The organism is Atlantibacter sp. MEI4A-1023 (assembly GCF_056155425.1).
This window is the reverse complement of sequence record NZ_CM149568.1, coordinates 3,449,711-3,463,733: the sequence shown is the minus strand read 5'-3', so window position 1 is coordinate 3,463,733 and position 14,023 is coordinate 3,449,711. Positions and strand designations below refer to the sequence as shown.

Here is a 14,023-nt window from a genome sequence, read left to right as displayed (position 1 = left end):
GGGCCTGATGTGAATATATTTTAACCACCCACCATAATTAGTAGCCGTGTGATGAATTATAAAAATTAATTAACAAATTTCCTACAAATACCTAAGTTAAATTAACTGTTCGTCATCATCATTAATTAAACCTTCCAGCCCGCTTAATTGACGACGCGCCTGGGCGCGGCTCATTAATTTTGTCTGCGCGGCGTGAGGCAGGTCGGTAATACTAATAACGCCTTTGCTCATTAACACCTCAATTAAGTCTTCCAGCACGCGAACCATTTCCAGGTCGCTGCGCTGGAGTTGCAGCAGCGTCGCGGTGCGCGCGTCCTGTTTTTTAAGCCATTCGCCGATCTCCGGCGTGGTGTGCTGCTGCTCTTCCGTCATCCCGGTGAAAGGCGCTGCCGCCACCCGGATGATCCGTCCCGTGGCATCCCGTTCGATGTAGTGCATATTCGCTCCTTTCTCGACTGTGTCGGGCAACGTTCGCTGCCCGTTATCGTGGTGGGTTACTGGCGTAGCGTGCTCGCATCGCCGAAGAAACGTCCCATCGCGCCGTAAAGCCCGATTTTTTCCAGTTCCGCCAGCTCGCCCATGGTTTCGACGCGCTCGGCAATCAGCGGCAGGTTGATTTGCCGCGTGGCCCAATATATAGCCTGGATGAATAGTTTCTTATCTTCTTCTTTATTCAGGTTGCGGATGTAACTACCGTCGACTTTGATCCACGCCAGCCCCCATTGCGGCAGGTTGCCGATTAGGTGGAAGCGGCCGCCAAAATGCTGGATCCCCAGATTACAGCCCGCGTCTTTCAGCCGGGTCATAATCGCGCTGACGCGCTCTGGATCGGGCAGTTCATTTTCATCCAGTTCCAACGTCAGGCGCGAAGCCAGCTGCGGCGCGCTTTTTAACGGGGCCAATAGCGCATCAAGGCTGGCGTCATCGGCCACGCTTTCTCCGCTGATGCTCAGGGCCACGTTGTCCTGCGACGTCGCCATTTCCCGCAGCGTCTGTTTCAGCATCACCTGGTCCATGCGTTTGCCGAGGCCGAGGCGGTGGATCCACGGCATAAAGCGTCCCGCCGGAATGATGTCGCCATTTTCCGCTTTGATGCGCGCCAGGATCTTATGATGCAGGACGACCTGCTGAGAATTGCACTGGTACACCGGCTGCGAGTACAGCTCGAATGATTCCGACTGCAATACCGCTGCCAGACGGTTATACCAGGTGTGATGATCGTCGCCGCTGATCACCGCCAGCGCCCGGGACTGGCTGGCGAAATAGCTCATCTCGGTTTCCGCCATCGCCAGCAAATTATCGGCGCGGATCAGGACGGTCTGCGGCGTGTCGCCATAGTAAAAATCCGCCTGGGCGAAATGCGCCACCGGGGTCACGTCGCTCAGGCCGGTCTCGTGCAGCGTTTTAAACTGCGACGCCAGGGTGCCCATCAGCGTTTCCATCTCCTGAGGGAGAATAGACGGTGCAACGAGCGCGAATTCGCCGCCGCGTACCCGGGCCAGCAGTCCGTCACCGTGGAAAAATCGCTGCTGGACGTTAAGTAAAATTTTAGCCACCGCCTTTAACAGCTCGTCGGTTTTAGCGCCGCCCATACGCTGGTTGAGGCCCATCAGATCCTGCAAGCGGATCAGGATCAAATGCCCGGAAGCGTTTTCTTCATCACTCAGGCGCGATTGCAGATGGATATCAAAAGCGCGGCGGTTGCTCAGGCCGGTCAGGCTGTCGTGATAGGCTTCCTGGCGCAGAGCTTCGGTGCGCTGAGCCTGTTCGTTAAACAGGGCTTTTAGCTGGGTAACCATCATATTGATGGTTTCAATGACCCGGCGGAACTCCGGCGTTTTCGGCAGGGCAGGGAGATTAAGAAACTCGCGACGGCTGATGGCGGTAGCTTGCTCAACGATATAGTTCAGCGGGCGCAACTGGCGGCGCAGTAGCAACATCGCGCCCAGCAGGCCAAGCACGCTACAGCTCATCAGCCAGATCAGGCTGCCGATCATGTTGTCCCACAATCGGGTCAGCGCGAACATCGGATGGCTGACCACTTCCACGCGCGCTACCTGCTCCCAGCCGCGTGAGACGATGGCGTCGCCCTGGCCGGGGTTGATACGTACCAGGTCGGCGAACCAGCCCGGCACATCGGCGCTTTGCGGCGCGTCGCTGCGCGCCTGAATCACCTTACCGGTTTTAATATCGATGACACGGATCCGGGAAAAATAGCCGCTGTCGAAAATCGAACTCACCATTAGTTCTACCATGGTGGGGTCGTCGATATTCGCCGTTAACGAGACGCCAAGCGCGGTGGCGGCATCCTGGGCATGGGCGCTTAACTGGTTTCGGTATTGTTCACGCGAGCTTTCCAGCGAGACAAAAAAATTCCCGCAAAAAATCACCAGCGTAAACACACAAATGCCGATCAGTAGCTGTTTATACAGGGACATGGCTACTTCCTATTCATTAATCACAAATCCTTCTGCACGCATTCGGGTCAGAAGATCTTGCCAACGGGAAAGACGCTTGCTGTCACCCACGCGTTTATTGCTGCCGGCCTGCGGTAGCCACATTCCCTCACCATTGAAGGAATAAACGGGCAGCAGATCGGGGCGCTGGGTGGCGGGTAAAATCGCGTCTTTTAAATTATCAAGCACTAACGGAATGGCATTCGGGGTCGGATACCAGGTCAGTACCATGTGCGCCTGATTTAATTGCAACGCTTTAACGTAGGTGATCCGCAGTTGGCTCGCCGGGACCCCCATTTCGCGCAGAGTGAGATATTTGGCGATGGCGTAATCTTCGCAATCGCCGGCTCCTTTACGCAAAAATTCAATCGGCGTCGCCCAGTAATCCTGCTGACGCCACACCACAATATCGTCCTTAAATTCCAGACGTTTATTAAAAAATTGATTTACCCGGCTGAGCTTTTCCCGCACGTCGCCTTCCGGCTGGTTTTTCAGCAGTGCTGCCCAGTCGTCGATGCGCCGCTGCGCCTGCGGCGTGGCGACGCCGTACAGCCGTTTGGTGCTGTTATCTATCGCGACAAAATTCCAGTCGGCTTCCAGCCCCGGCGACAGCATCAGCAGCAGGGCCAGCCAGCATGGCCAGCCGTTTCGCCGCCAGAGATCTACCTGAAGCGCTGAGAAAATAGCGGTCATCGCGTGGTTAGCCGTTAACTGGCGTCATGGGCTTATGGCGGTATTTGTAATACGCGACATAGCCGGAAAGATAATGCTCGACGTCGTCGATCCGCACCCGGTAGCTGTGATGGCGGATAAAAAAGCTGCCGACGATGCGCGCCGGGTTTTTAAAGAACATCGCCAGTTCAGGCCAGAAAAAACCGTTCGCCAGGTAGCGGGCGCGGGTTTCCAGCGCCAGATTAAATTTGTCGAGATCGAAACCCTCCAGCAGGTGGCGATGCTCTGATTCAGCGAGCCGGGCGATCATATGCGAGGCCGCCATCATCAGTTCCAGCAGCGTCGGGTAGGTGGTTACCCGGTTAATCACAAAATCGAGATGATCGCGCACGTTATCCAGCCCGAACTGGTAATAACGTTCCAGCGGGCGGTAGCGCGTAAGTTCATTAATGCAGTAGCTCAGCCAGTGATCGTGCGCCTGCCAGTGCTTTTGCCCGATAAAATAATCCACCGCCTTTTCGACGATGTTGAGCCACTGCGGGTCCAGAGTCAGTTCATAGAGCCGCATCAGGGCAAACGCGGCTTCGCCGTCGTAATAGATAATCCGCTGTTCAGCTTTAAGGGATAAATCCCCCGCATGCAGGACGTGAACAAACCCGCCGGGTTCCGGGCGCTGCATAAAGGCGATGCCGTGCGCCAGCCGGATCATTTGCTCAACGTAGCGTTTGTCGCCGGTCAGCTCGGTGTATTTCGCCATCGCCAGGATCGCCACCGCATTGCCGCCGAGTTTGATTTCTTCACCGGTATCCACCAGAAAGTCGGCCTCGCCGCCGTCCGGCAGGGACCGGGTTTTTATTAGCTCGCCCGAGAGATCTTCAAGCGCCCGTGTGATGGCATCGAAGTGCGCGGCGTCGCGGGTAATTTCCCAGCCTTCCAGCAGGGCGTAAGTCGAGCTGGCGTGGCGCAGGGTGTTGTAGGTGGGGATCGCGCGGTCGAAACAGGGAAACCAGCCGTAATAGTAGCGGCCCGATTTTTTCACCTGGCGGGCCAGATAATCGGTGGCGCTGTGGATCATCGGCGCCAGCGACTGTTGCCAGCGCAGCAATTGGCGATAGCCGGAGTGGCGGCCCTGAGGCGTCAGCGAATAGCAGTTATCGCCTTCGCAAAATACGCCCTGGGTAGTAAAACGCCACAGTATCTGTTCATCGCGTTGCGGCCAGTCGAGTTTGACGCCGTAACGGTAGCGGGAATAGTGTGCCAGATTGGCGGCGTTAGGCGTGGCGACGCCTTCGGTTCCCTGATACAGCAACGCATTGGCGTTAATTTCCTGTTCGAGAATGGCGTGGGTAAATTCAGCATCAAAACTCAGGCCGAAGCGGAAATAATTACGCTTGGTTTTGCTGAGCTTTTCTTTTAAATCCCCCCAGCGCAACGCGTCGGTTTTATTTACGGCATCAATACGTAGCCAGATAAACTGGGTATCGTTTTTTTGGCGCAGACGCTGTAAAGCCGTAGCACCGTCCAGCCAGGCATCAGCAAAGGTTGCGCCGCGCGCGATAATAATGTCCGCGCGTTCTTTCCCCGTAGAGGCGCTGAAAAACAGGACATAAGCGGGAAACGGCGCAGGCAGCGCGTTGGCGCAAGACTCAATCGCCGGACGAGCCTGTTCCAGTAAATCACTTAATGACACGGTTACTCCTTGTCGCGCCGAAGAAAGGGGGAAGCGCCGCTGCGTGGCGGCCTCTTTTTAATTATTGATGGAGGTTATAACACAACGGGGTTTCTGCAAATACATCGCTGCTATAAACGAAGCTGGCTTAACGCGCTTTTTAATTCCTGGGCGACCCGGCCAATCTCATCGTCATTATCGAAAAAACCCATGGTGACGCCAATAGCGACCAGATTTCCCTGGCTATCGCATATCGGGCAGGCAATAGACTGCGCGCCGGGAATGCCGTGGGTGGGTTTGTAGCGCACCGCATAGCCCTGCTGGCGCACCCGTTCAATCTGCGCGCGCTCTTCCGGGCTGGGCGAGGGATAAACGCCGTAGCTCATAAAGATAAGCCCTGCGGCGCTGGCGTCTAACGGGACCGGGGTGTTGTCGAGAAAGTCGATATCGACATTTTTAAAACTGCGGTGATAGTGGCGCAGCACCAGGCCTTCCGGAGTGGGGACCGCGACGCCGGTAGAGTAATTCATCCGATCGCGAAAATCGCACAGCACCGGGTTCACCAGCGTGATGACATCCTGATTACCGGGCACCGCATCGGCAAGCTTAATTAATGTTTCACCCAGGCAGTATTGGCCGTTTTCATCCTGGTTAAGCATGCCGGTACGTGACAGCGAAACCAGATATTTATGCAGGCGGCTCTTTGATAAACCGCATCCGCTGGCGATGGCGCTGGCGCGGGCGCGTCCTCGCTGGCTGGCGATGTAATTAAGAATGGCGACGGCGATATCAACGGAGTTCACACCCTGTACATTTTCTGTCATATAACGGCCTCTTAATTTTCGCACGGCAGTTTATCACCTTTCGTTTCCTTTCAGGCGATCACGATGAAACAGAGTGTACACCTACCCTAAAATGAGTATTCGTTGATAATCCTCAAGTACACTAATGGTGTACCGTGATTCACTAATGGTGAACCACTGGAGGATCCATCATGGAAGCATTGAGTCAATATCGTTTAAAACGAAGAACCCTTTTAAAAGGGCTTGGTGTGGTTGGGCTTGCCTCGCTCAGCCCCTGTTTCTTTACCTCAGGCACCGCGCAGGCAGAACCGCTGCGCCGCGTCCCCCTGAAGCTTTCTGACTACAAAACCTACCGCTCTACCTGCGCGATGGAGTGTTTGCACTGCAACCTGACGGCGTATGTCTGGCAAGATCGGCTGGTGAAGATCGAGGCAAGCAAAGACTTCAACGTAAAATGCTGCCTGCGCGGCATCAGCCGTACTAAATGGGTTTATCACCCGCAACGCCTGACCCAGCCGCTGCTGCGCACTGGCGAAAAGGGCGAAGGCAAATTCAAACCCATTAGCTGGGATGAAGCGCTGGACCGCATCCAAAAGGAAATTCGCACCGTGATTGCCGAGCAGGGCAATGAAGGCCTGCTGATCACCACCCATGCCGGGAATATGGACTCCATCAAGAACGACATGGGCAAAGCGTTTTTCGACTATCTCGGCGGCTCAACCAAACAGATAGGCTCGCTGTGCTGCGCGGCGGTCACCGCGTCGATGACGCCGATGCTCGGGCTGCGCTACGCCGATACCCGCGACACGATCCCCGACAGCCGCTTTATTCTCTGCTGGGGTAACAACCCGGCAGTCACCATGCACGCTTACTGGAAAAACTACGCCCAGGCGCAGAAGAACGGCGCGCGTATTGTGGTGATTGACCCGCGTTTTAACGAAACCGCCGCCAAAGCGGATGAGTGGATCCCGATTGTGCCGGGCACCGATATCGCGCTGGCGCTGGGGATGATCAAGATCATCGTTGAAGAGCAGCGCTACGACGCGCCGTTCTTACGGGCTCATACCGGCGCGGTGTATCTGGTCGACCAGGACCAGAAGCTGATGCGCCAGTCCCCGGAGGATGTCGACAGCTACCTGGTGTTCGATACCCTCAGCAAAACCCTGGTACGCCATGACGCCGCAGGTATTGTTCCGGCGCTGTTCAGCGAGGAACTGCCGCCGGACAGCCCGTTCACCACGGTGATGAGCGAGATTTACCAGCAGGCGAAGCCCTGGACGGTGGCGAAGGTCAGCGCGGAGACCGAGATCCCCGAGCACACCATTATTCGCCTGACCCGCGACTATGCCAGCACCACGCCATCGATGATTGTGCAGAACATGTCCGGCGCACAGCGTACCGAGTTTGGCACTTATGTCGCCGCCAGCCAGTTCTACCTGGCGCTGATCACCGGCAACATCGGCAAGCGCGGGGCAGGGGTATGCGATGCCGGCGGCGCACGCCAGATGGCGAAGTTCTCGCCGATTATTCCGCCCGCGCCGAACGCCAAAAAAATCCCGCCCATCCCGGTGTCGAAGATTGGCGAATGGATTGTCCAGGGCAAACCGAACCCCATCAAATTCTGGTGGAACATGACCATGGGGGCGATGACGCAACTGCCCAACACCAACATGGTGCGCGAAGCCTTTAAGAAAGTGCCGTTTGTGGTGGTGGCCGATAACCTGATGACCTCATCGGCGCTGTATGCCGATCTGGTCCTGCCGGTGACGACGATCTTTGAAGACGTCAGCCTGATGGCCGGGGTACGCAGCCACTACGTGCAGCTCATGGAAAAAGCCGTCGAACCGCCCGGAGAAGCCAAACCGGACTACTGGATCTTTGCCCGTCTGGCGGAGCGCTTCGGCTTTGGCGAGGTGTTCAACCAGCCGATTGAGCACTACATCGACGCCTGCCTGAAAGGCTCCGGCATCACCCGTGAAATGCTGGCGAAAGGCCCGGTGCGCCCGGTAGAAGGGGACTGGATACCGTTCAAGGATGGCGTGTTCCGCACCACCACTAAAAAAGCCAACCTGTTTATTGAGGAGTGGCAGCAGAAGAAATTCTCCCCGGTGGTGACGTGGATGCAGGTCAGCGAATCGGTTAAGGGCTCGCCGGAGCTGGCGGAAAAATATCCGCTGTTTGCCGTGCAGCGCAAGCTGGCGCGCAGCGTGCACTCCAGCCACGGCATGAACCCGTGGATACTCGAAGTCCAGCGCGATAAACCGAACGTAATGATCCACCCGGAAGACGCGCGACTCCGGGGTATTCAGCATGGCGAATGGGTAACGGTGTTTAACCATCGCGGCGAGCACCGCGCCATTGCCGACGTGACCACACATATCAAAAAAGGCGTGGTGTCGCTGGAGAATGGCTGGTGGGAGCAGCAGGGCGGCAGCAGCAGCCATGTAACCAACGATCAGGTGGATTTGCTCAGTAACGGGCACTGCTGTAACAGCACGCTGGTCGATGTGAAAAGGGAGGCCTAATCATGGCGAAGCAATACGGATTTCTCATCGATATTAAAAATTGCTACGGCTGCAAGACTTGCAGCATGGCGTGTAAGTCGGAACACGATAACCCGCCTGGCGTGCTGTGGCGGCGGGTGCGCGAGTTCACCAGCGACAATCCCAATACCCAGGGATTTATCACCATGTCCTGCAACCATTGTGACGATCCGCAGTGCATGAAAGTGTGCCCGGCAGGGACATACACCAAACGCCCGGATGGCATTGTGGTACAGGATCACGACCGCTGCATCGGCTGCCGCATGTGCATTATGGCCTGCCCGTACAACGCGCCGGTGTACGATCCGGCAGAGGGCAAAACCAGCAAATGCAACATGTGCGCCGAGTGTATCGATCAGGGAATGAAGCCGCGCTGCGTCGAATCCTGCCCTGCTGGCGTGCTGCGCTTTGGTGAGATCGAGCAGTTGCGCGCCGAGCATCAGACCGACTGGGCGCTGGTGGAGAAGCGTTATTACATGCCGGACCACAACATCAGCCACCCTAACGTGGTGATTATTCCGGCGGACGAGTAAGGAGGAATTATGGAACATTTCGAACTGCCGCTGGTGTTCTTTACGGTATTGACCCAGTGGGGTATTGGGGCTCTGCTTGCCGTGGTCATTGGGCAACAGCGCGCCGCGCCGGTGTTTGCGCCACCGGTGTTAAAGCGGGTGGCGCTGTTTGTCTGGCTGGTAACGGTCATCGGCTCGCTGGCATCCATCGCGCACCTCGGTGCGCCGATAGGGGCGCCGCGCGCGCTGTATGGCCTGGGGCACTCCTGGCTGAGCCGCGAAGTGGTGGCGTTTTTCCTGCTCAACGTGCTGGTGACGCTGTGGCTGTTAATGGTGTGGATTAATGTTAACGCCAGGGCCGTCACGCTGGTGGGGATAATTGCCGTGCTGGCCGGGATTGCCGCGATACTGGTGAGCTCGCAGGTGTATTACCAGATGGTGCTGCATCCGCTGTGGCATAGCCCGGCGACGCAACTGGCATTTATCGGCTGCGCGCTGCTGTTGGGGTTTGTCTCGATTGCGGTCTTCGCCAACCTGTGGGGCAGCGAAGTGGCGCGTCGGCTGCGGGCGGGCGTGATTGTCGGCGTGGCGGTAGTGGCCTGCGCGCTGGTGTGGCGCTATCGCATCGCTGGTGCAGATGCGGCAAGCCTGCTGCTGTGGTGGCAACTGCTGGCGAGCCTCGCCATCGGCGTGGCGGTGTTCGCTATGCTGCGCAACGGTAAGTTTGCCGCGTGGGCTGGCGTATTGGCGATTGCCCTGGTATTTACCGGCGAGATCGCGGGCAGAATGCTGTTTTATAGCAATGTGATGAGCGGTGCGCCCTGGTTTTAGGGCGCACGGTATTCAGTCGCGGTAGTTATAGATACCCGACGCCAGCACTAACTGAGCCGCCACGTCGGCGGCTTTTTCTTTGCCCACCAGCAGGTCGATAATCTTCAGGGCGAAATCCATTGAGGTGCCCGGTCCCTGGCTGGTCAGCAGTTTGACGCGGTCATCGTAATAGGCGCGTTTCTCCATCCATTTCTCTTCCGGGATGGTCTGCTTAAGGCCTGGAAAACCGGTCATATTGCCGAGCGGGAACAGATCGTGCGGGATCAGCACCGTGCCCGGCGAGGCGCACATCGCCGCTACCAGCCGCCCGGACTGATGGAACTGGCGCACGGTTTCTACCAACAGCGGGCTGTCGCGAAAGCACTCCGCGCCTTTCAGGCCGCCAGGCAGCACAATCACGTCATAATCGCCGTCGGCCACTTCCACCAGCGGTGCGTCTGCCAGCAGCTTCACGCCGCGCGAGCAGACAATCTTTAAATCGCCATCGCTGGCGACGCTGGCGGTCGTCACGGCAATACCGCCGCGCACCAGTAAATCGATGGTGGTGACCGCTTCGGTCTCTTCAGTGCCAGGGGCGAGGCAAATCAGTGCCGATGCGCTCATATTCACTCTCCTTTCGCTTAACGCGTTCATAAAGACGGCTATTAACGGGAAGTGCCAGCCCGTGCGAACGTGCGCGGCGCAGCAGGTATCCCGTGATGTAATCAATTTCAGTATGGCGCTGCATGCGGATGTCCTGCAGCATTGAGGAAATATTTTCAGCCGTGCTGTTGATCACCTGATCGGCGAAGTAGCGCAGGCTCTCCGGTGAGGTGTGGTAGCCCTCGCGCACCATCACTTGCGCCACTTCCTGGCAGATTTCGTCGATATCATCCGGGTGATGGCGCAGTTCGCCGTTCGGGCAGTCGAGCAGTGCGGTTAACGGGTTGATGACGCAGTTCACCGCCAGCTTCTTCCAGCATGAGGCGTTGATATCGTCATGCCACGCCACGTCCGGCAGCGCCTGGTGCAACTGCTCCGCCAGGTCGCTGTAATCGTTGCCCTGCGGATTGGCCGGCCCGATATGAGTAATGCCGTTGGCAACATGGGTGATGACGCTGCCGTCGCGCCGGGCGGCGTGTGTAGTGGCGCCCATTAATAGCGGTTGGGTAACCCGGGCGAGTTCTTCACGCGTTCCCATGCCGTTGTGCAGCAGCAAAATAGGGCTGGTAGCCGGGAGCATCTTCGCCAGCGGCAGCACTGCGTCTGATACCTGCCACGCTTTCAGCGTTACCAGCAGCAGATCGCTCTGCGCCAGGAAGTCGGGATCGTTGGCGATAATCGACTCGTTATAGATGGTTCCGTCAGTATCCTGGAGGTCTATACTGCAAAAAGGCTGGGGAATGCGCAGCCAGCCCTGAAGCTCATGGCCCTGCCGTAATAGCGCAATCAGCCAGAGTTGACCCAATGCACCACATCCCAGTACGGTAATTTTCATGATTTCTCCTCACCTGCCAGTAAGCCAGGTGGTTGTAGTATAGCGTCGTCGGCTATGCTTCTGTCCTGGGGGTTTGATACGAGTTGTTTTATGTAACGTTGCGGGTATTATGCAACGCACACAAAGAGAGGGAGAACAAAACATGCCATCTTTTGACATCGTATCTGAAGTCGATCTTCAGGAAGTTCGCAACGCAGTGGACAACGCGAGCCGCGAAGTTGAGTCACGTTTCGATTTTCGCGGCGTGACGGCGGAATTCGAACTGAACGATAAAAACCAGACCATCAAGGTGCTGAGCGAATCCGATTTCCAGGTCAACCAGTTGATTGATATTCTGCGTGCCAAACTGCTGAAGCGCGGCATTGAAGGCAGTTCTATCGAGGTGCCGGAAGAGTTTGTGCACAGCGGTAAAAACTGGAGCGTGGATGCCAAACTGAAACAGGGCATCGAAGCCACCATCGCTAAGAAAATCGTTAAGCTGATCAAAGACAGCAAGCTGAAGGTCCAGGCGCAGATCCAGGGTGAAGAGATTCGCATCACCGGGAAATCGCGCGACGACTTACAGTCCGTGATGGCGCTGGTGCGCGGCGGCGATTTAGGCCAGCCGTTCCAGTTTAAAAACTTTCGTGATTGATCAAAGGCCGGGTAACCGGCCTTTTTTTATGCCAGCTCTTTTACCACCTGTTCGATCTCAAACCGGTTGGTCACTTTGCTGTCGATTTTGACGTAAGCGCTGTGCTCCTGCGGCACAACCACCGCTTCGCTGACGCCCGCTTTGGCTAACAGTCGCGCCTTCAGCGCGTCATCGGCCTGCACATCTTCTGGCAGTTCAACGCGAATACTGCTGACGTAGGGCGGTTCGTCCATGGTAAAACCCACCATCAGCCACAGCGCGGCAAGCAGTGCGCCCGCTAAAAATACCGTTTGGGTATCGAAATACTGCGCCAGCCAGCCGCCGAGGGAGCCGCCAATCGCCACGCCGAGAAACTGGCTGGTGGAGTAAACGCCCATCGCCGTGCCTTTATAGCCCGCCGGGGATTCTTTGCTGATCAGCGACGGCAGCAGCGCTTCCATTAAGTTAAACGCCACAAAAAACAGTTGAATGCCGAGGATTTGCTGCCACAGCAGCGGGCCTGCGCCCCACAGCACCACCTCGGCGATGGCGATCACCATAATGCAGAACACGAATACCCGCTTCATGCGGCGTTTTACTTCGGCGTAAATAATGAATGGCACGACCGACACAAACGCCATCAACATGGTGACCAGATAGATTTTCCAGTGCTCCGCCGCCGGATAGCCTGCCGCTTCAAGCTGGTGGGGGAGGGCGACAAAGGTCGACATCAGCAGAATATGCAGGCACATGATGCCGATATTCAGCTTGAGCAATTTTTTGTTGGCCAGCACTTTGCTGAAGCAGCCTTTCACCATGCCCGATTCACGGTTAAGCACATGGTTCTCACTGTTGGGCACCACCCACAGGGTCAGCAAAATACCCAGCGTCGCGAGGATGGCGATCATCCAGAACAGCGCGTGCAGACCCAGCGCATGGGTGACGATGGGGCCTATCACCATAGCGATAGCAAAGGTCACGCCGAAACTCACACCAATAAACGCCATCGCTTTGGTGCGGTTTTGCTCGCGGGTTAAATCTGACAGCAGCGCCATCACCGCAGCGGCAATCGCGCCGGAACCCTGCAACGCACGGCCTAAAATCACGCCCCAGATGGAGTCGGTCATCGCCGCAATCACGCTGCCCAGCACAAAAATCGCCAGCCCACCGATGATTAACGGTTTACGGCCAATGCGGTCGGAAAGCAGGCCGAAAGGGATTTGAAATACCGCCTGCGCCAGGCCATAGATGCCAATCGCCAGGCCGATTAAGGCTTCGCTGGCACCCTGAAGTGCCATGCCGTACGTGGTGAGAACCGGTAACACCATAAACATGCCCAACATTCTGAGCGAAAAAACGGTTCCCAGGCCCCACGTTGCGCGTCGCTCAAGCGGGGTCATTTTATTGTCGTTCATTACCACCTCAAAAGAAAAACCGCCACCAAGTATATACGTGAGAGGGGAAGGGTAAATTACCGGTTGGTGAGCGAATATTACAGGGATTAAGCGAGGAAGGCGTTATTAAAAAAGGGTGCCGTAGCACCCTTTTTGGAGATTACCAGACGTAAGTCAAAAGATTTTGCGAGTCGGGCACCATAAAGTCGATGGACATCATAAAGCTCAAAGAGGTAATCGCGACGATGGAGAACACGAACAGCTTACGCGCCCACACTCTATCGTCTTCCACTTTGTAGCCCTTCAGCGCCATACCCAACCACCAGACGCTCACCGCCGCAGCCACCACCAGATATTTATATCCGGCATAGCCGCCCAGAGAGAGCATCAGCGTCGCGACGGCGAAAGCGATGATGTACAGCGTAATGTGGTTTTTCGCGACCGAAATCCCTTTTACTACCGGCAGAACCGGAATGTTCGCTGCCTGGTAATCTTTGAAACGGAAGATGGCAATCGCATACGAGTGCGGCATCTGCCAGAGACTAAAGATAGCCAGCAGGATAGCCGCGCCGGTATCAAACTCGTTGGTGACCGCGCAGTAGCCAATCACCGGCGGCGCAGCGCCGGAGAGGCTACCAATCAGCGTGCCGTAAACGGAGTTGCGCTTCATGTACAGGCTATAAACGCCGACATAAACCACAAAGCCCATTACGGCCAGCCACATGGCGAGCGGATTCGCGCCAAACCACAGCAGCATGAAGCCAGCAATACCCAACAAGGTGGCGTAAACCAGCGTTACGTTCGGCGAAATCAGGCCCTTAACCAGCACCCGGTTTTTCGTCCTTTCCATCTTGCGGTCGATATCACGGTCAATGACGTTGTTGTAAACACAACCTGAAGCCACTACCAGCGATACGCCTGACAGCGTGTAAATGAACAGGGGATAATCAATACTGCCCTTCGAGGCCAGCAAAAATCCCCCAATGACAGAAATTAAATTGCCGAAAATAATTCCTGGTTTCGTGACTTGCAGGTATTGCTTAATCATACGTG

The 14,023-nt window shown here is 56.3% G+C and carries 13 protein-coding genes; 4 read left to right on the top strand and 9 right to left on the bottom strand.

Annotated features, from left to right (window positions below):
• Positions 1–96: 96 nt before the first annotated feature.
• From ACVV26_RS16485 to ACVV26_RS16465, 5 genes are all read right to left on the bottom strand, one after another.
• Entirely contained in the window at positions 97–438 is a 342-nt protein-coding gene (locus ACVV26_RS16485) for a tryptophan synthase subunit beta (protein WP_474798297.1), read from the bottom strand.
• A gap of 56 nt (positions 439–494) precedes the next feature.
• Complete coding sequence (locus ACVV26_RS16480) at positions 495–2,438, bottom strand: bifunctional diguanylate cyclase/phosphodiesterase (RefSeq protein ID WP_474798296.1); 1,944 nt, start codon at positions 2,436–2,438, stop codon at positions 495–497.
• 9 nt (positions 2,439–2,447) lie between these two features.
• Positions 2,448–3,149: a cysteine protease LapG gene (lapG, locus tag ACVV26_RS16475; protein ID WP_474798294.1), complete on the bottom strand. Its 702-nt coding sequence runs from the start codon at positions 3,147–3,149 to the stop codon at positions 2,448–2,450.
• 7 nt (positions 3,150–3,156) lie between these two features.
• Positions 3,157–4,818 carry a Mur ligase gene (locus ACVV26_RS16470; protein ID WP_474798293.1) on the bottom strand — a complete coding sequence of 554 codons (1,662 nt, stop codon included), beginning with the start codon at positions 4,816–4,818 and terminating at the stop codon, positions 3,157–3,159.
• Positions 4,819–4,928: 110 nt separating this feature from the next.
• On the bottom strand, positions 4,929–5,621 hold the full coding sequence (locus ACVV26_RS16465; RefSeq protein WP_474798291.1) for an IclR family transcriptional regulator: 693 nt from the start codon (positions 5,619–5,621) through the stop codon (positions 4,929–4,931).
• A 170-nt stretch (positions 5,622–5,791) separates the two neighbouring features.
• On the opposite strand from ACVV26_RS16465, the gene ACVV26_RS16460 reads away from it, so the two are divergent.
• From ACVV26_RS16460 to ACVV26_RS16450, 3 genes are read left to right on the top strand one after another with little or no spacing between them, the layout of a single operon-like run.
• Positions 5,792–8,125: a molybdopterin-containing oxidoreductase family protein gene (locus ACVV26_RS16460; RefSeq protein ID WP_474798290.1), complete on the top strand. Its 2,334-nt coding sequence runs from the start codon at positions 5,792–5,794 to the stop codon at positions 8,123–8,125.
• Positions 8,126–8,127: 2 nt separating this feature from the next.
• Positions 8,128–8,676: a 4Fe-4S dicluster domain-containing protein gene (locus tag ACVV26_RS16455; RefSeq protein ID WP_474798288.1), complete on the top strand. Its 549-nt coding sequence runs from the start codon at positions 8,128–8,130 to the stop codon at positions 8,674–8,676.
• A 9-nt stretch (positions 8,677–8,685) separates the two neighbouring features.
• The gene (locus ACVV26_RS16450; RefSeq protein WP_474798287.1) at positions 8,686–9,486 is read left to right on the top strand and encodes a dimethyl sulfoxide reductase anchor subunit family protein; all 801 of its coding nucleotides are present in this window, start codon (positions 8,686–8,688) and stop codon (positions 9,484–9,486) included.
• Between the two features lie 12 nt (positions 9,487–9,498).
• Here ACVV26_RS16450 and yajL read toward each other — a convergent pair whose 3' ends face one another.
• Together yajL and panE are read right to left on the bottom strand one after the other, a co-directional pair.
• Complete coding sequence (gene yajL / locus ACVV26_RS16445; RefSeq protein ID WP_312985444.1) at positions 9,499–10,089, bottom strand: protein deglycase YajL; 591 nt, start codon at positions 10,087–10,089, stop codon at positions 9,499–9,501.
• Positions 10,049–10,963, bottom strand: a complete 915-nt coding sequence (gene panE, locus ACVV26_RS16440) for a 2-dehydropantoate 2-reductase (protein WP_474798285.1) — start codon at positions 10,961–10,963, stop codon at positions 10,049–10,051. Before panE ends, yajL begins: the two co-directional genes overlap by 41 nt.
• Positions 10,964–11,105: 142 nt before the next feature.
• Here panE and ACVV26_RS16435 point away from each other — a divergent pair, with 142 nt between their 5' ends.
• Positions 11,106–11,597: a YajQ family cyclic di-GMP-binding protein gene (locus ACVV26_RS16435; RefSeq protein WP_312985439.1), complete on the top strand. Its 492-nt coding sequence runs from the start codon at positions 11,106–11,108 to the stop codon at positions 11,595–11,597.
• Between the two features lie 26 nt (positions 11,598–11,623).
• Here ACVV26_RS16435 and ACVV26_RS16430 read toward each other — a convergent pair whose 3' ends face one another.
• Both ACVV26_RS16430 and cyoE read right to left on the bottom strand, forming a co-directional pair.
• Positions 11,624–12,991 (bottom strand): MFS transporter, encoded by a 1,368-nt coding sequence (locus ACVV26_RS16430; protein WP_474798284.1) that lies wholly within the window; start codon positions 12,989–12,991, stop codon positions 11,624–11,626.
• Positions 12,992–13,130: 139 nt separating this feature from the next.
• Positions 13,131–14,018, bottom strand: a complete 888-nt coding sequence (gene cyoE, locus ACVV26_RS16425) for a heme o synthase (protein WP_474798282.1) — start codon at positions 14,016–14,018, stop codon at positions 13,131–13,133.
• Positions 14,019–14,023: the final 5 nt, after the last annotated feature.